Genomic DNA, 16821 nt, shown 5'->3' on the forward strand with positions numbered 1-16821 from the left:
CACCGCGCACGAGATGGGGCACAAGAAGGACTCGCTGGAGCGCTGGCTGTCCAAGATCACCCTGGCGCAGACCGCTTACGGCCACTTCTACATCGAGCACAACCGCGGCCACCACGTGCGCGTTTCCACGCCGGAGGACCCCGCGTCATCCCGCTTCGGTGAGACGTTCTGGGAGTTCCTGCCGCGCAGCGTGATCGGCAGCGCGCGTTCGTCGGTTCACCTCGAGGCGCAGCGGATCCGCCGGCTCGGAAAGAGCCCGTGGGACCCCAGGACCTACCTGTCCAACGACGTCCTCAACGCGTGGGCCATGTCGGTGGTGCTGTTCGGCGCGCTGATCGCGGTGTTCGGTCCGGCGCTGATCCCGTTCCTGATCGTCCAGGCAGTCTTCGGCTTCAGCTTGCTCGAAGCCGTCAACTACCTCGAGCACTACGGCCTGCTGCGGCAGCAGAACGCCAACGGCCGGTACGAGCGGTGCGCGCCGGTGCACAGCTGGAACTCCGACCACATCGTCACCAACCTGTTCCTCTACCACCTGCAGCGGCACAGCGATCACCACGCCAACCCGACGCGCCGCTACCAGACGCTGCGCAGCATGGAAGGTTCGCCCAACCTGCCCAGTGGCTACGCGTCGATGATCTCGCTCACCTACATCCCGCCGCTGTGGCGCAAGGTGATGGACCACCGGGTGCTGGAGCACTACGACGGCGACATCACCCTGGTTAACGTGCAGCCGCGCTTGCGGGAGAAGCTGCTGGCCAAGTACGGGGCGGCAGCATGACCGCCACTTATCATTGCCCCGTGTGCGACTACGTCTACGACGAGGCCAAAGGCGATGCCAGGGAAGGCTTTCCGGCCGGCACGCCGTGGGATCAGATCCCCGATGACTGGTGCTGTCCGGACTGCGCGGTCCGCGAAAAGCCCGACTTCCAACTCACCGAGAACAGTTAGGAGCAAACAAATGAGTGACTACAAACTCTTCCAGTGCGTGCAATGCGGCTTCGAGTACGACGAGGCGCTGGGGTGGCCCGAGGACGGCATCGCGCCCGGCACTCGCTGGGACGACATCCCCGAGGATTGGAGCTGCCCGGACTGCGGCGCGGCGAAGGCGGACTTCGTGATGGTGGAGGTCGCTCGCTCGTGATCACCACCTACAGCGCCACCAAAACCGATATTCTCGCGCCTGTGAAACGGATTCCCTACGCCGAGGCGTCGCGGAATCTGCTGCGTGAATCCGTGCTGGACGCGATGCGCGACCTGCTGCTCACTCGCGACTGGTCGGCCATCACACTGTCCGACGTCGCCCGCGCGGCCGGCATCAGCCGGCAGACCATCTACAACGAGTTCGGCTCCCGTCAGGGCCTGGCGCAGGGTTACGCCCTGCGCCTGGCCGACCGCCTGGTCGACACCGTCAAAAGCAGCCTGGACGCCAACGTCGGCAACATCTACCAGTCGTTCCTGGAGGGTTTTCGGGCCTTCTTCGCCGAGTCGGCGGCGGATCCGTTGGTGATCTCGCTGTTGACCGGCGTCGCCAAGCCCGACCTGCTGCAGCTGATCACCACCGACAGCGGGCCCATCATCACCCGCTCGTCGGCGCGGCTGGCCACGGCGTTCACCCAGACTTGGCTCGCTACCAGCGACGACGACGCCAATGTGCTGGCGCGCACCATCGTGCGGCTGTGCCTGAGCTACGTGTCGATGCCGCCGGAGGCCGACCACGACGTCGCCGCCGACCTGGCGCGGTTGATGACGCCGTTCGCCGAGCGCCACGGGGTCATCAACGTCCCGTGACCAGACGGGGCCGACGGGTCCCGGTTTCGCGGTGACTAGAGTGGCTGGGGCTGACGAACTTCGGCCTGAGACCGCAAAAATCGCCCCAGAAGGATTGAGACACCCCGATGACCACGCCCGAAAATCCGCTGACCCCCGACGTTCGTAACGGCATAGATTTCAAGATCGCCGATCTGTCGCTAGCGGATTTTGGCCGTAAGGAACTCGATCTCGCCGAGTACGAGATGCCCGGTCTGATGTCACTGCGCCGCGAATACGCCGAGGTGCAGCCGCTGAAGGGGGCCCGGATTTCGGGCTCGCTGCACATGACCGTGCAGACCGCGGTGCTGATCGAAACCCTGACGTCGCTGGGCGCCGAAGTGCGGTGGGCATCCTGCAACATCTTCTCGACCCAAGATCACGCGGCGGCCGCCGTCGTCGTCGGCCCGCATGGCACCCCCGAAGAGCCCAAGGGCGTACCGGTGTTCGCCTGGAAGGGCGAGACGCTCGAGGAGTACTGGTGGTGCGCCGAGCAAATGCTCACCTGGGACGGCGAACCGGCCAACATGATCCTCGACGACGGCGGCGACGCCACCATGATGGTGCTGCGCGGCATGCAGTACGAGACGGCCGGCGTGGTCCCCCCCGCCGAGGACGACGACCCCGCTGAATGGAAGGTCTTCCTCAGCGTGCTGCGCAGCCGCTTCGAGTCCGACAAGACCAAGTGGACCAAGATCGCCGAGTCGGTCAAGGGCGTCACCGAGGAAACCACCACCGGTGTGCTGCGGCTCTACCAATTCGCCGCGGCCGGCGACCTGGCTTTCCCGGCGATCAACGTCAACGACTCGGTCACCAAGTCCAAGTTCGACAACAAGTACGGCACCCGGCACTCGCTGATCGACGGCATCAACCGCGGCACGGACGCGCTGATCGGCGGCAAGAACGTCCTGATCTGCGGCTACGGCGACGTCGGCAAGGGCTGCGCCGAGGCGGCCAAGGGCCAGGGCGCCCGCGTCTCGGTCACCGAGATCGACCCGATCAACGCGCTGCAGGCGCTCATGGAGGGCTTCGACGTCGTGACGGTCGAGGATGCCATCGGCAACGCGGACATCGTCGTGACCGCGACCGGCAACAAGGACATCATCTCGCTGGCGCACATGAAGGCGATGAAGGACCACGCCATCCTGGGCAACATCGGCCACTTCGACAACGAGATCGACATGGCTGCGCTGGAAAGCTCCGGTGCGACGAAGCTGAACATCAAGCCGCAGGTCGACCTGTGGACCTTCGGTGACTCCGGCAAGTCGATCATCGTGCTCTCCGAAGGCCGACTGCTGAACCTGGGCAACGCCACCGGCCACCCGTCGTTCGTGATGAGCAACAGCTTCGCCAACCAGGTGATCGCCCAGATCGAGCTGTGGACCAAGAGCGACGAGTACGACAACGAGGTGTACCGGCTGCCCAAGCACCTCGACGAGAAGGTGGCCCGCATCCACGTCGAGGCCCTCGGCGGGCAGCTGACCAAGCTGACCAAGGAGCAGGCCGAATACCTCGGCATAGACGTCGAAGGCCCGTACAAGCCGGACCACTACCGCTACTAGGCCTGGCGTCCTGCGCGAGTGTGCGTCCAGCCGCACGTTCGACGCCGACTGTGCGGCCGGCCGCGCATTCGCCGGCGGGGCCATTAGGCTCGCGCCGTGCTGATCGCGATCGAAGGCGTCGACGGCTCTGGTAAGCGGACGCTGACCGACGGCCTGCGCCGGGCCTTCGAAGCCGACGGGAAGTCGGTGGCCACGCTGGCCTTCCCGCGGTACGGACAGTCGATCACCGCCGACATCGCGGCGGAGGCCCTGCACGGCGAGCACGGCGACCTCGCGTCGTCGGTATATGCCATGGCGATGTTGTTCGCGCTCGACCGCGCCGGTGCCGTCGGTCAAATCGAGGAGCTGACCCGCGACTACGACGTGGTGATCCTGGATCGCTACGTCGCCTCCAACGCGGCCTACAGTGCGGCGCGCCTGCATCAGGATGCCGGCGGGGACGTAGTGGGCTGGGTGGCACGGCTGGAATATCAACGGTTGGCGCTGCCCGTGCCCGACTGGCAGGTACTGCTCGCGGTGTCCACCGAACTCGCCGGGCAGCGCGCCCGCAGCCGCGCCGAGAGCGATCCCGGGCGCGCCCGCGACAGCTACGAGCGCGACGACGGACTCCAGCAGCGCACCGGTGCGGTGTATGCCGGGCTGGCCGCCGGGGGCTGGGGCGGGCGCTGGTTGGTTATCGACGCAGACGTCAATCCGGGCCAATTGGCCGCCACTTTGACCGCCCGTTAGCAGATTTTCACCAGATTGTGTCCATATTTGCGCTGATCGCCCAAGAAACGCGCGTGTGGTACGCCAGTTTTATCCCCATCTGGTGACACCATGGACAGCATGAGGCAAAGGATTTTGGTCGTTGATGACGACGCTTCGCTGGCAGAGATGCTGACGATCGTGCTGCGTGGGGAGGGCTTCGACACTGCCGTCGTAGGCGACGGCACCCAGGCCCTGACGGCAGTACGTGAGCTGCGCCCCGATCTGGTGCTGCTCGACTTGATGCTGCCCGGTATGAACGGCATCGACGTCTGCCGGGTGTTGCGTGCCGACTCCGGCGTTCCGATTGTGATGCTGACCGCCAAGACCGACACCGTGGACGTGGTGCTGGGACTGGAGTCGGGCGCCGACGACTACATCATGAAGCCGTTCAAGCCCAAGGAGCTGGTGGCCCGGGTGCGGGCGCGGCTGCGCCGCAACGACGACGAGCCGGCCGAGATGCTGTCCATCGCCGACGTCGAGATCGACGTGCCGGCCCACAAGGTCACGCGCAACGGCGAGCAGATCTCCCTGACCCCGCTGGAGTTCGACCTCCTGGTCGCGCTGGCACGCAAACCCCGTCAGGTGTTTACTCGGGATGTGCTGCTCGAACAGGTGTGGGGCTATCGGCACCCGGCGGACACCCGCCTGGTGAACGTGCACGTCCAGCGTCTGCGGGCCAAGGTCGAGAAAGACCCTGAGAACCCGACTGTGGTGTTGACCGTTCGAGGAGTGGGTTACAAGGCCGGACCTCCGTGACCCACCCCGGCGATGCAGTGCGTCGCGATATGGGGTCACCCCCGACCGCACAGCGGCGAGGGGAGCGGCATAGGTGATTTGGGGCTCACGGCGGCGCACACGAAGTCGTTGGGGTCGTTCCGGCCCGATGACGCGCGGCATGGGTACGGTCGGCCGAGCCGTGAGCGTTGCCTGGCGCCGGTCGCTGCAGCTGCGAGTCGTCGCGCTGACCCTCGGTCTCTCGTTGGCGGTGATCTTGGCGCTCGGCTTCGTGCTGACCAGCCAGCTCACCAACCGCGTGCTCGACGTGAAGGTCAAGGCTGCCATCGAACAGATCGAGCGGGCTCGCACCACCGTCAGCGGGATCGTCAACGGTGAAGAGACACGCTCGCTGGACAGCAGCCTGCAGCTGGCCCGCAACACGCTGACCTCGAAAACCGACCCGGCCTCGGCCGTCGGCCTGGCCGGCGCGTTCGACGCGGTGCTGATGGTGCCCGGCGACGGCCCGCGCGCGGCGACCACCGCCGGACCCGTCGAGCAGGTGCCCAACTCGTTGCGCGGCTTCGTCAAGGCCGGGCAGGCGGCCTACCAGTACGCGACCGTGCGCACCGAGGGCTACACCGGACCGGCACTGATCATCGGGACGCCCACGTCGTCGCGGGTGGCCAACCTGGAGCTCTACCTGATCTTTCCGCTGAAGAACGAGCAGGCCACCGTCACGCTGGTGCGCGGCACGATGGCCACCGGCGGCCTGGTGCTGCTGGTCCTGTTCGCCGGCATCGCGATCCTGGTGTCCCGGCAGGTGGTGGTGCCGGTGCGGTCGGCGTCGCGGATCGCCGAGCGCTTCGCCGAGGGGCACCTGTCCGAACGCATGCCGGTGCGCGGTGAAGACGACATGGCCCGGCTGGCGGTGTCGTTCAACGACATGGCCGAGAGCCTGTCCCGCCAGATCACCCAGCTCGAAGAGTTCGGCAATTTGCAGCGCCGCTTCACCTCCGACGTCAGCCATGAACTGCGCACGCCGCTGACCACGGTGCGGATGGCCGCCGACTTGATCTACGACCACAGCTCCGACCTCGATCCCGCGCTGCGGCGCTCCACCGAGTTGATGGTCAACGAGCTGGACCGGTTCGAGAGCCTGCTCAACGACCTGCTGGAGATCTCCCGCCACGACGCCGGTGTGGCCGAGCTGTCCGTCGAGGCGGTCGATCTGCGGACGACGGTGCAAAGCGCGCTGGGCAACGTGGGGCACCTGGCCGAGGAGGCCGGCATCACGCTGCAGGTGGACATGCCCGCCGAGGAGGTCATCGCCGAGGTCGACGCGCGCCGGGTGGAGCGGATCCTGCGCAACCTGATCGCCAACGCCATCGACCACGCCGAGCACAAGCCGGTAGATATCCGGATGGCCGCCGACGAGGACACGGTCGCCGTCACCGTCCGCGACTACGGCGTCGGGCTGCGGCCCGGTGAGGAGAAGCTGGTGTTCAGCCGGTTCTGGCGCTCGGACCCGTCGCGGGTGCGGCGCTCCGGCGGCACCGGACTGGGTCTGGCGATCAGCATCGAGGACGCCCGGCTGCACCAGGGCCGGCTGGAGGCGTGGGGAGAACCCGGCGAGGGCGCGTGCTTCCGGTTGACGCTTCCGCTGTTCCGGGGCCACAAGGTCACCACCAGCCCGCTGCCGATGAAACCGATTCCGCAGCCGACACCGGCGCCGCAACCCGCGACGTCCCCACGCCAAGAGCGTCAGCGTGAGCACGCCGACAGGAGCGGCTGATGCGGAGGCTCCTAACGTTTCTGTCGGTGGCCGTGTTGCTCGCCGGTTGCGCGGGAGTGCCCAGCTCGTCGGCGCCGCAAGCCATCGGCACCATCGAGCGGCCGGCGCCGACGAATCTGCCCAAGCCCACCCCGGGCATGGATCCCGACGTCCTGCTGCGCGAATTCCTCAAGGCCACCGCCGACCCGGCCAACCGGCATCTGGCCGCGCGGCAGTTCCTCACCCAGTCGGCGTCCAACGCCTGGGACGACGCCGGTAGCGCCTTGCTGATCGACCATGTGGTGTTCGTCGAAACCCGTGCCGCCGAACGTGTTTCGGCGACCATGCGGGCGGACATCCTGGGCTCGCTGTCCGACGTGGGAGTGTTCGAGACCGCAGAGGGCGTGCTGCCCGACCCGGGCCAGATCGAATTGGTCAAGACGCCGGGTGGCTGGCGCATCGACCGGCTGCCCAACGGGGTCTTTCTGGACTGGCAACAGTTCCAGGCGACCTACAAACGCAACACGCTGTACTTCGCCGACCCGACCGGCAAAACCGTGGTTCCCGATCCGCGCTACGTGGCGGTTGCCGATCACGATCAGCTGGCCACCGAGCTCGTCTCCAAGCTGTTGGCAGGTCCGCGACCGGAAATGGCGCACACCGTCCGCAACCTGCTCGCTCCGCCGCTGCGGCTGCGCGGGCCGGTGACCCGGGCCGACGGCGGCAAGAACGGGATCGGCAGCGGCTACGGCGGCGCCCGCGTCGACCTGGAGAAGCTGTCCACCACCGACCCGCACAGCAGGCAATTGCTTGCCGCACAGATCATCTGGACGCTGGCCCGGGCCGACATCCGCGGACCCTACGTCATCAATGCCGACGGCGCCCCGCTGGACGACAGGTTCGCCGAGGGGTGGACCACTTCCGACGTGGCGGCCACCGACCCGGGCGTCGCCGACGGTGCCGGTGCCGGGTTGCACGCGCTGGTTAACGGGTCGATGGTCGGCCTGGACGCCCAGCGTGTCGCCCCGGTGCCCGGGGCCTTCGGGCGGATGGGCGATCAGACCGGCGCCGCGCTGTCCCGCAACGGGCGCCAGGTGGCGTCCGTGGTGACGCTGCGCCGCGGCGCGCCCGACATGGCGGCCTCCCTGTGGATCGGCGAACTCGGCGGCGAGGCGGTGCAGTCCGCCGACGGGCACAGCCTGTCGCGACCCAGCTGGTCGCTGGACGACGCGGTGTGGGTGGTGGTCGACTCCAACAACGTGCTGCGGGCGATTCAGGAGCCGGCGTCGGGGCAGCCGGCGCGCATTCCGGTGGATTCCGCGGCGGTGGCCAGCCGCTTCCCGGGGCCGATCACGGACCTGCAGCTGTCCCGGGACGGGACGCGCGCCGCGATGGTGATCGGCGGGCAGGTGATCCTGGCGGCTGTCGAGCAGACCCAGGCCGGACAGTTCGCGCTGAACTCCCCGCGACGGCTGGGCTTCGGGCTGGGCAACTCGGTGGTGTCGCTGTACTGGCGAACCGGTGACGACATCGTCGTGACCCGCAATGACGCCACGCATCCGGTGTCGTACGTGAACCTCGACGGAGTGAACTCCGACGCGCCCAACCACGGGTTGGCGATTCCGCTGTTCTCTATCGCGGCCAACCCGTCGACGGTGTATGTCGGTGCTCCGCAGGGGATACTGCAGTACTCGGCGTCCGTGGCCGAAAGCCAGCAGGGCTGGTCGGAAGTGGCGGGGTTGATGGCGCCCGGTGCAGCACCGGTGTTGCCCGGCTGATCCGGGCCTCAGACGACCAACATCTGTGCCAGTACGCGACGCACTTCGTCCAGTTCGGCGGCGGATAGCTGGATCTCGGGTGCGTATCGGCGGAACCGCTGGGCGAACACGGTGCGAATCTGCTCAGTGATGACCCAGCCACCGGACGTGATAGGAACTCTATGTACCCAGCCGGGGCGTTCGACGCTGGTCAGCGGCAGTACGCAGATGAGCTGCCGCGCTGTCAGGTCCAGGTGGAAACGGGACGACACGACGAGCGCGGGTCGGTCTTTGCCCTGTTCGCGGCCACGGACCGGATCAAAGTCGACAAACCAGACCTGACCGGGTCGGACGGGCGGTGGGTTCCTCACTCGGTCCACTCATCGGCGATCGGCGCTTCGGCGTCGGACCATTCTTCGGCCTCGGCGATGTAGTCCGCCCAGCCCTGTGGATCGGTCTCGCGGGTGCGCCGGACTGCGGCGATGGCGTTGGCTTGCCAGTGTTCGTCGATAAGGCGGCGGATCGTTTCATCGGCCGACGCGCCGCCGAATTCTTCGCGACCGATCCGCAACACCCGTTCGCGGGTCTCGTCACTTACGCGCAGCATGAAGGCAGTATACGGTGGCGTAAACGGTTCTGTTAACAACTCGGGCGCGGCGTATTCAGCGCCGAACTCACCAGCTAGCCTCAGCAGTGACAGGCCTAGAGAAAGCCCTGCGGATGTCGCCCAAAGTTCCCCGGCTGCGTTGGGATGATCCCTTCGGCGCGTTGGACATGCTCGGCTCGTTGTGGTCGTCTACCGGATTGCCGTCGGTCACCACGGGAGCCGCTTTCGCGGCCGCGGCGCCGTACCGGACCTTGTTCTTGACGTTGCAGCAACTGCTCGTCGGTAGGGAAGTCACCGTACGCATGGGGGACCACGATGTGGTGCTCACCGTCACCGAGCTGGATTCCGAGCTGGAGCAGCGGGGGTTGGCCGTCGGGCAGCTCGGCGACGTGCGGCTGGCGGCGCGCGACATCCGGTGGGACCGGAACCACCTACGCAGCGCCGTCGCCGTCCTGCACAACCTGCACATCCGCCCGGGCATGCCGCCGCTGGTGGTGTCCGCGCCGGCGGAGTTGACGACCTCGGTGCCGGCGAACATCTTCGACGATGTGCTGCGTCAGGCCGCGCCGCAGGTGCGCGCCGAGCTGTGCGAAGACGGGAATGCCCGGCTGCGCTGGGCCCGCCGGCCCGGTTGGGGCGGTGTCGACGTGGACGTCGAGGTGATGGGGAAGACGATGTGGCTGCGGCCGCGCGCGTTGGTCGCCGGGCGACGGCGTTGGACGCTGCCGGCGCGGACTCCCGGCTACCAGGTGCCGCTGCCCGAGCTGCCCCATGGCCTGCTGGTCACCGACGTGAGCCTGGGAGTGGATTCGCTGCAGATATCGGGCCTGCTGCCGGAGTGGCGAATGGAGTTGCCGCTGCGGTATCTCGAAGACCTGATCAGCGGGTTGAGTCAGGGCGCGCTCAGCTTCGCCTGGCCATCGCTGTTCAAAAGCTCCGACTGAGTGGCTCACCATGACACTCTCCGATCCCGCTGCGGTCGCATGACCCCGGCAGCATTTCCGCCGGGCGGGTTGGTCCGAACTGAATTCGACGGTCCATCGGGAGCAGTAACCAGAGATATATACTGGCGGCATAGCTGATATATACTAATTGGAGTTCAGTCTGTGACAAAGCGTTTGATCGACTTGGACGACGACCTCCTGGCCGCTGCGCAAAACGAACTCGGGACAACTGGCGTTACCGACACTGTTCGGATGGCGTTGCGCGAAGCCGCAGCTCGGTCGGCTCGCGCGCGTCAGGTCGCATGGTTGCAAGCGGGAGGCATGCAGGAAATGGCTACCCCTGATCGGCGCGGTGACGTTTGGCGTTGACCGCCCGGTACCTCATCGACACCAGCGCCGCTGCACGGATGAGGTACCCCGAAGTCGGTAGCCGACTCGCACCTCTGATCGAGGCCGGTCTGGTCGCAACGACGGCCCAACTCGACGCCGAAGCGCTGTATAGTGCGCGCAATCATGCTGAATACGAACAACTTTGGTCAGATCGCCAGCTCGCCTACGAGTATCTACCGACTCATGACGAACATTGGCAGGCCGCGTTAGGCGCCCAGCGGGAGCTTGCCGGGGACGGCCGCCACCGCGCTGTCGGCGTGGCCGACCTGTTGATCGCCACACTTGCGGCTGGCCATGACCTGACGCTGATTCATTACGACGCCGATTTTGAAATCGCCGCCGAAGTTCTTCCAGTCCAGCATCGCTGGGTGGTGGAATGCGGCAGTGTCGACTGAGCGATGTCACCCCCAGCCAGCACACTTGCCATGTGTTCGACCTGATCCTGCCGCTGGAATGCGGCGGCTGCGGGGCGCCGTCCACCAGGTGGTGCGGCGCGTGCGCCGCCGAACTCGTCGTCAAACCCGACGAGCCGCACGTCATCACCCCGCGCGTCGACCCGCAGGTTCCGGTGTTCGCACTCGGCCGCTACGCCGGTGCCCGACGCCAGGCGATCCTCGCGATGAAGGAGCACGGCCGCGCCGACCTCGTCGCTCCGCTGGCGCGCGCACTGGCCATCGGTGTGCACCGGCTGCTGGTCTGGGGCATCCTCGACGCCCCGCTGACGCTGGTGCCCGCCCCGACGCGACGCTCGGCGGCGCGGCGCCGCGGGGGCGATCCGGTGACCCGGGTGGCGGCGGCCGCGGTCGCCGGCCACCCGGCCATTGCCGTCGTCTCAGCCTTGAGGATGAAGGCGATGGTCCGCGACTCGGTGGGCCTTGGCACCTCTGCCCGTGAGCGCAACGTCGCCGGCCGGGTACGGCTGCGGGGCCGACGGCCTCCCGCCGAAGTGGTGCTCGTCGACGACATCGTCACCACCGGCGCCACGGTTCGCGAATCCGTCCGGATCCTGCAGTCCGGCGGGATCCGGGTGACCGCCGTACTGGCGCTGGCGGCCGCGTGAGCCGATCGGTATGGGAAACCCATGAAGTTCCCATGATTACGTGAAGAACTCGCAACAGGTCTGCCAAATTGGTGGCACGTCGGGGCGAACACGAGCTAACGTCGAAAACAACCTTCAACGACTTCCAGTCGCGATTTGCCAGGTTGAGACACCGGAGGGGGTGAGCTTTCGACTCCTTGCACCGGCGAGCAGCCTGCGGCGGTGACTTCCCAAACCGCTCCCAACCTCGTCGGCGCGCTTACCAAGAATGCCGGCACGCAGGGCGCGTGTGACGTGGAAAGAGAAACGAGTTATCACGTATGTCAAGGCTAACCGCGGATTCAGGTCAGATTCTGGACCAAGCACCGGTTGGAACCGACGAGTCGACCGAACCGACCACCAGCGTCGAAGTCGTGTACAAAGGCCGCAACGTCGAGATCCCCGATCACTTCCGCATCTACGTCTCGCAGAAACTCGCTCGTTTGGAACGGTTCGACCGGACCATCTACCTGTTCGACGTCGAACTCAACCATGAACGCAACCGACGCCAACGCAAATCCTGTCAGCGCGTAGAGATCACCGCCCGTGGTCGCGGGCCGGTAGTCCGAGGTGAGGCGTGCGCCGACAGCTTTTATGCCGCGCTCGAATCGGCGGTCGTCAAGCTCGAGGGCCGGCTGCGCCGCGGCAAGGACCGTCGCAAGGTGCACTACGGCGACAAGACGCCCAGGTCGTTGGCCGAGGCCACCGCGCTGACCCCGCCGCTGGAAAAGGCCTTCAACACCGCCGCGGCCGAGCCGCACCGGCACGACGGCTCGGACCCCGACGGCACCGACGTCGAGCACAAGGATCAGAAAGACCACGAGCCCGGGCGGGTCGTGCGTACCAAGGAACACCCGGCCAAGCCGATGTCGGTCGACGATGCGCTCTACGAGATGGAGCTCGTCGGGCACGACTTCTTCTTGTTCTACGACAAGGAGACCGAACGGCCGTCCGTGGTCTATCGTCGGCACGCCTACGACTACGGCTTGATTCGGCTGGCCTGACGGGCCCCGATGGCGGCGACCCGCTTCGCCCGGCTCCGCCGCGCTCGCGATCGCCGCGGCCCCGATGGCGGCGACCCGCTTCGCCCGGCTCCGCCGCGCTCGCGATCGCCGCTGCGGCGGCCACCACCGGGTCGTCACCTACCATGGGAGTCGCCTAATCGAAGACTCCTACCAACAGGGGACATCCCACAGGGACATCCCAACAAAGGGGACAACACCGTGCTGTCGAAGTTGCTGCGCCTTGGTGAAGGTCGCATGGTCAAGCGCCTCCGGAAGGTGGCGGACTACGTCAACACGTTGTCCGACGACGTCGAAAAGCTCACGGACGAGGAGCTGAGGAACAAGACCGACGAGTTCAAGAAGCGCCTCGAAGAGGGCGAAGACCTCGACGACCTGCTCCCCGACGCGTTCGCCGTGGCCCGCGAGGCCGCCTGGCGGGTGCTCGACCAGCGCCCGTTCGACGTGCAGGTTATGGGTGGGGCCGCGCTGCACATGGGCTACGTCGCGGAGATGAAGACCGGTGAGGGCAAGACCCTGACCTGTGTGTTGCCCGCCTACCTCAACGCGCTGGCCGGCAAGGGCGTGCACATCGTCACAGTCAACGACTACCTGGCCAAACGCGACAGCGAGTGGATGGGTCGCGTGCACCGCTTCCTGGGGCTGCAGGTCGGCGTGATCCTGGCGCACATGACGCCCGATGAGCGCCGGGTCGCCTACAACGCCGACATCACCTACGGCACCAACAACGAGTTCGGGTTCGACTATCTGCGCGACAACATGGCGCACTCGCTCGACGACCTGGTGCAGCGCGGGCACAACTTCGCCGTCGTGGACGAGGTCGACTCCATCCTGATCGACGAGGCCCGCACACCGCTGATCATCTCGGGGCCCGCCGACGGTGCATCCAACTGGTACACCGAGTTCGCCCGGATCGCGCCGCTGATGGAAAAGGACACGCACTACGAGGTCGACCTGCGCAAACGCACCGTCGGCGTGCACGAAAAAGGGGTGGAGTTCGTCGAGGACCAGCTCGGCATCGACAACCTCTACGAGGCCGCCAACTCGCCGCTGGTCAGCTACCTGAACAACGCGCTGAAGGCCAAGGAGCTGTTCAACCGCGACAAGGACTACATCGTCCGCGACGGCGAGGTGCTGATCGTCGACGAGTTCACGGGTCGCGTGCTCATCGGCCGGCGCTACAACGAAGGCATGCACCAGGCCATCGAGGCCAAGGAGCACGTCGAGATCAAGGCCGAGAACCAGACGCTGGCCACGATCACGCTGCAGAACTACTTCCGGCTCTACGACAAGCTCGCGGGCATGACCGGCACCGCCCAAACCGAGGCCGCCGAGCTGCACGAGATCTACAAGCTCGGCGTGGTCAGCATCCCGACGAACAAACCGATGATCCGCGAGGACCAGTCCGACCTGATCTACAAGACCGAGGAAGCCAAGTACATCGCGGTGGTCGACGACGTCGCCGAGCGCTACGAAAAGGGCCAGCCGGTGCTGATCGGCACCACCAGCGTGGAGCGCTCGGAATATCTGTCGCGGCAGTTCCAGAAACGGCGCATCCCGCACAACGTGCTCAACGCCAAGTTCCACGAGCAGGAAGCGGGCATCATCGCCGTGGCGGGCCGCCGCGGCGGCATCACCGTCGCCACCAACATGGCCGGCCGCGGCACCGACATCGTGCTGGGCGGCAACATCGACTTTCTCACCGACCAGCGGCTGCGTGAGCAGGGACTCGATCCGGTGGAGACACCCGAGGAGTACGAGGCGGCCTGGCACGAAGAACTGGCCAAGGTCAAGGAAGAGGCGAGCAAAGAGGCCGAAGAAGTGATCGAGGCCGGCGGCCTGTACGTGCTGGGCACCGAGCGGCACGAGTCGCGGCGCATCGACAACCAGCTGCGCGGCCGCTCCGGCCGGCAGGGCGACCCGGGCGAGTCGCGTTTCTACCTGTCGCTGGGTGACGAGCTCATGCGCCGATTCAACGGCGCCGCGCTCGAGACGCTGTTGACCCGGCTGAACCTGCCCGACGACGTGCCGATCGAAGCCAAGATGGTGACCCGGGCGATCAAGAGCGCGCAGACCCAGGTCGAGCAGCAGAACTTCGAAGTCCGTAAGAACGTCCTGAAGTACGACGAGGTGATGAACCAGCAGCGCAAGGTGATCTATGCCGAGCGCCGCCGCGTTCTCGAGGGCGAGAATCTGCAGCAGCAGGCCACCGACATGCTCGTCGACGTCATCACCGCCTACGTCGACGGGGCTACCGCGGAGGGCTATGCCGAAGACTGGGACCTGGAGAAGCTCTGGGAGGCGCTCAAGACGCTGTACCCGGTCGGGATCGACCACGAGACGCTGACCCGGCAGGATGCGGCCTCCGACCGCGACGAGCTCACCCGCGACGAGTTGCTCGAAGCCTTACTCAAAGACGCCGAAAAGGCTTATGCAATAAGAGAATCCGAACTCGAAGAGCTGGCCGGCGAGGGTGCGATGCGCCAGCTGGAACGCAACGTGCTGCTCAACGTCGTCGACCGCAAGTGGCGTGAGCACCTCTACGAGATGGATTACCTCAAGGAGGGCATCGGACTACGGGCGATGGCGCAGCGCGATCCGTTGGTGGAGTACCAGCGCGAGGGCTTCGACATGTTCACGGCCATGCTCGAAGGCATGAAAGAGGAGTCGGTTGGCTTCTTGTTCAATGTCACGGTCGAGACGGTGCCCGCTCCGCAGGTGGCGGTGGCCCCGGTCGAAACACCGGAAGGCTTGGCGGAATTGGCCGCCCGAAACGCCGTAGACGCTGAAGCCGCCGCGGAGTCGGATGGCGAAGCTGAGACCGAGGCGCCGGCCGTGGCTCGCGAAGAGGCGCCGAGTACCTTGCGCGCCAAGGGCATTGAGGACGATTCGCGAGCCCTGACCTATTCCGGGCCGTCGGAGGACGGCTCGGCGCAGTTGCAGCGCAACGGCGGCGGTGCGGCCAAGACGCCGGCCGGGGTGCCCGCCGGCGCCAGCCGTCGGGAGCGGCGTGCAGCCGCGCGGCAACAGGGTCGCGGCGCCAAGCCGCCGAAATCGGTGAAGAAGCGGTAGCAAGATTGGGGCAAACGCCTCATGCGTCCGCGCACCCTTGCCGCGGACACTCAGCCCATGAAGCGTTATTTGACAATCAGTTACGGGGCCGTCAGCTACGTGATGTTCCTGGTCGCCTTTACCTATGCAATCGGTTTCGTCGGCAACATGGTGGTGCCGCGGAGCGTGGATCACGGAATCACGGCGCCGATCGGCTGGGCGGTCGTGGTCAACGTGCTGCTGCTGGCTGTGTTCGCCGTCCAGCACAGCCTGATGGCACGGCCGGCGTTCAAGCGGTGGTGGACGCGGTTCGTACCGCAGTCGATCGAGCGCAGCACCTACGTGCTGTTGGCCAGCGCTGCCCTGCTTGGGCTCTACTGGCAGTGGCGAACGATTCCGGCCGTAGTTTGGGACCTGCGGCAGCCGGCCGCCCGAATTGCCGTGTGGGCGTTGTTCTGGCTCGGGTGGGCAATGGTGTTGGCCGCGACTTTCATGATCAACCATTTCGACCTGTTCGGTCTTCGGCAGGTGTACTTGGCTTGGCGCGGAATGCCTTACACGGAACTCGGTTTTCGCACTCACCTGCTCTACCGGCTGGTGCGCCACCCGCTCATGCTGGGGTTCATGGTCGCGTTCTGGGCGGCTCCGACGATGACGGCGGGGCACCTGTTATTCGCCATCGGCACCACCGGGTACATCCTGATCGCGTTGCAGATGGAAGAGCGTAACCTCGCGGCGACGATGGGCAACCAATACCGCGATTACCGCCGCCAGGTGCCGATGCTGCTACCCCTGAAACTGGCGTCACGCCGACACAACACTGAAACGGTTGGCCAGCACTAACTTTCGAGAAGCTTGGCGATCCGCTCCAGGGTGGCGCGCATGCCGTCCTCGGTGAGTTTGGGCATCGAGCCGCTGGTGATCATCCACTTCTGCTTGTCCTGGGACACATCCCAGGACTCGCGTACCAGCGTGCCGCCATCAGCGGGGCTCAGTTCGTAACGCCAGATGCGGCCGCCGACCAAACCGCCCATCGAGGTGGTCTGCCACGCGATCCGGCGGTCCGGCTCGTACTCGATCACTGTGTTGGTGGTGCGGTACGGGATGAACAGCGTTTCCTTGCGCCCGCGCATCGCCATGCCGAATTTCGAACCCTTCGACAGCGGCTCCGATTCCTGCGTGGCGTGATTCAGCGAATCCGAACCGTCGAAACTGGCGTGTTTGCCCGCGTCGGCCAGTAGCGCGAAGACCTTGTCCGGCGACGCGTTGATGACGCGCTCGACGCTGACAGTGTTCCCGTCCATCAGCTCACCCTAGCGCGCTGGTGATGTAAGGTCGTGCGCTGCAATGGCCATTCGTGAAAGGG

18 protein-coding genes are annotated in these 16821 nt (G+C 66.3%); 15 read left to right on the top strand and 3 right to left on the bottom strand.

Annotated features, from left to right (window positions below; all coding sequences use genetic code 11):
* The 9 genes from VML93_RS19305 to lpqB form a co-directional block, all read left to right on the top strand.
* A partial coding sequence (locus tag VML93_RS19305) for an alkane 1-monooxygenase (protein ID WP_325613136.1) occupies positions 1-778 on the top strand: 778 nt, incomplete at its 5' end.
* A complete protein-coding gene (locus VML93_RS19310; protein ID WP_325613137.1) occupies positions 775-948 on the top strand; it encodes a rubredoxin in 174 nt (57 codons plus the stop codon). The genes VML93_RS19305 and VML93_RS19310, both read left to right, overlap by 4 nt.
* Positions 949-958: 10 nt before the next feature.
* Positions 959-1141 (top strand): rubredoxin, encoded by a 183-nt coding sequence (locus tag VML93_RS19315; RefSeq protein WP_325613139.1) that lies wholly within the window; start codon positions 959-961, stop codon positions 1139-1141.
* Positions 1142-1170: 29 nt separating this feature from the next.
* Positions 1171-1788, top strand: coding sequence for a TetR family transcriptional regulator (locus tag VML93_RS19320; RefSeq protein ID WP_414686396.1), 618 nt, complete (start codon positions 1171-1173; stop codon positions 1786-1788).
* Positions 1789-1895: 107 nt separating this feature from the next.
* A complete protein-coding gene (ahcY, locus tag VML93_RS19325) occupies positions 1896-3368 on the top strand; it encodes an adenosylhomocysteinase (RefSeq protein ID WP_325613141.1) in 1473 nt (490 codons plus the stop codon).
* A 96-nt stretch (positions 3369-3464) separates the two neighbouring features.
* Entirely contained in the window at positions 3465-4097 is a 633-nt protein-coding gene (locus tag VML93_RS19330; RefSeq protein WP_325613143.1) for a dTMP kinase, read from the top strand.
* Between the two features lie 90 nt (positions 4098-4187).
* Positions 4188-4874, top strand: coding sequence for a two-component system response regulator MtrA (gene mtrA, locus VML93_RS19335; protein WP_067237492.1), 687 nt, complete (start codon positions 4188-4190; stop codon positions 4872-4874).
* Positions 4875-4947: 73 nt separating this feature from the next.
* Positions 4948-6627: an MtrAB system histidine kinase MtrB gene (gene mtrB / locus VML93_RS19340; protein ID WP_325613145.1), complete on the top strand. Its 1680-nt coding sequence runs from the start codon at positions 4948-4950 to the stop codon at positions 6625-6627.
* Positions 6627-8384: an MtrAB system accessory lipoprotein LpqB gene (gene lpqB / locus VML93_RS19345; protein ID WP_325613146.1), complete on the top strand. Its 1758-nt coding sequence runs from the start codon at positions 6627-6629 to the stop codon at positions 8382-8384. The genes mtrB and lpqB overlap by 1 nt, the downstream gene beginning before the upstream one ends.
* A gap of 8 nt (positions 8385-8392) precedes the next feature.
* On the opposite strand, the gene VML93_RS19350 is transcribed toward lpqB, so the two are convergent.
* Both VML93_RS19350 and VML93_RS19355 read right to left on the bottom strand, forming a co-directional pair.
* Positions 8393-8734 carry a type II toxin-antitoxin system PemK/MazF family toxin gene (locus VML93_RS19350; protein ID WP_325613148.1) on the bottom strand — a complete coding sequence of 114 codons (342 nt, stop codon included), beginning with the start codon at positions 8732-8734 and terminating at the stop codon, positions 8393-8395.
* Complete coding sequence (locus VML93_RS19355) at positions 8731-8970, bottom strand: hypothetical protein (RefSeq protein WP_325613152.1); 240 nt, start codon at positions 8968-8970, stop codon at positions 8731-8733. The genes VML93_RS19350 and VML93_RS19355 overlap by 4 nt, the downstream gene beginning before the upstream one ends.
* 113 nt (positions 8971-9083) lie before the next feature.
* Here VML93_RS19355 and VML93_RS19360 point away from each other — a divergent pair, with 113 nt between their 5' ends.
* The 6 genes from VML93_RS19360 (at position 9084) to mddA (ending at position 16298) form a co-directional block, all read left to right on the top strand.
* On the top strand, positions 9084-9914 hold the full coding sequence (locus VML93_RS19360; protein WP_325613166.1) for a hypothetical protein: 831 nt from the start codon (positions 9084-9086) through the stop codon (positions 9912-9914).
* 365 nt (positions 9915-10279) lie between these two features.
* Positions 10280-10699: a PIN domain-containing protein gene (locus VML93_RS19370; protein ID WP_325613154.1), complete on the top strand. Its 420-nt coding sequence runs from the start codon at positions 10280-10282 to the stop codon at positions 10697-10699.
* A 32-nt stretch (positions 10700-10731) separates the two neighbouring features.
* Positions 10732-11364: a ComF family protein gene (locus tag VML93_RS19375; RefSeq protein WP_325613156.1), complete on the top strand. Its 633-nt coding sequence runs from the start codon at positions 10732-10734 to the stop codon at positions 11362-11364.
* A 299-nt stretch (positions 11365-11663) separates the two neighbouring features.
* The gene (hpf, locus tag VML93_RS19380; RefSeq protein WP_325613157.1) at positions 11664-12386 is read left to right on the top strand and encodes a ribosome hibernation-promoting factor, HPF/YfiA family; all 723 of its coding nucleotides are present in this window, start codon (positions 11664-11666) and stop codon (positions 12384-12386) included.
* A 219-nt stretch (positions 12387-12605) separates the two neighbouring features.
* Entirely contained in the window at positions 12606-15476 is a 2871-nt protein-coding gene (gene secA / locus VML93_RS19385; protein WP_325613159.1) for a preprotein translocase subunit SecA, read from the top strand.
* Positions 15477-15533: 57 nt separating this feature from the next.
* A complete protein-coding gene (gene mddA / locus VML93_RS19390; protein WP_325613161.1) occupies positions 15534-16298 on the top strand; it encodes a methanethiol S-methyltransferase in 765 nt (254 codons plus the stop codon).
* On the opposite strand, the gene VML93_RS19395 is transcribed toward mddA, so the two are convergent.
* Positions 16295-16759 (bottom strand): SRPBCC family protein, encoded by a 465-nt coding sequence (locus tag VML93_RS19395; RefSeq protein WP_325613163.1) that lies wholly within the window; start codon positions 16757-16759, stop codon positions 16295-16297. The genes mddA and VML93_RS19395 overlap by 4 nt on opposite strands.
* Positions 16760-16821: the final 62 nt, after the last annotated feature.

Origin of the sequence: Mycobacterium sp., assembly GCF_035499775.1 — a bacterium.
GTDB lineage: Bacteria > Actinomycetota > Actinomycetes > Mycobacteriales > Mycobacteriaceae > Mycobacterium.

Coding starts and splice junctions, on each gene's coding strand:
- VML93_RS19310 (WP_325613137.1), top strand. CDS start 775: ATGACCGCCACTTATCATTGCCCCGTGTGCGACTACGTCTACGACGAG.
- VML93_RS19315 (WP_325613139.1), top strand. CDS start 959: ATGAGTGACTACAAACTCTTCCAGTGCGTGCAATGCGGCTTCGAGTAC.
- ahcY (WP_325613141.1), top strand. CDS start 1,896: ATGACCACGCCCGAAAATCCGCTGACCCCCGACGTTCGTAACGGCATA.
- mtrA (WP_067237492.1), top strand. CDS start 4,188: ATGGACAGCATGAGGCAAAGGATTTTGGTCGTTGATGACGACGCTTCG.
- lpqB (WP_325613146.1), top strand. CDS start 6,627: ATGCGGAGGCTCCTAACGTTTCTGTCGGTGGCCGTGTTGCTCGCCGGT.
- VML93_RS19355 (WP_325613152.1), bottom strand. CDS start 8,970: ATGCTGCGCGTAAGTGACGAGACCCGCGAACGGGTGTTGCGGATCGGT.
- VML93_RS19360 (WP_325613166.1), top strand. CDS start 9,084: ATGTCGCCCAAAGTTCCCCGGCTGCGTTGGGATGATCCCTTCGGCGCG.
- hpf (WP_325613157.1), top strand. CDS start 11,664: ATGTCAAGGCTAACCGCGGATTCAGGTCAGATTCTGGACCAAGCACCG.
- mddA (WP_325613161.1), top strand. CDS start 15,534: ATGAAGCGTTATTTGACAATCAGTTACGGGGCCGTCAGCTACGTGATG.
- VML93_RS19395 (WP_325613163.1), bottom strand. CDS start 16,759: ATGGACGGGAACACTGTCAGCGTCGAGCGCGTCATCAACGCGTCGCCG.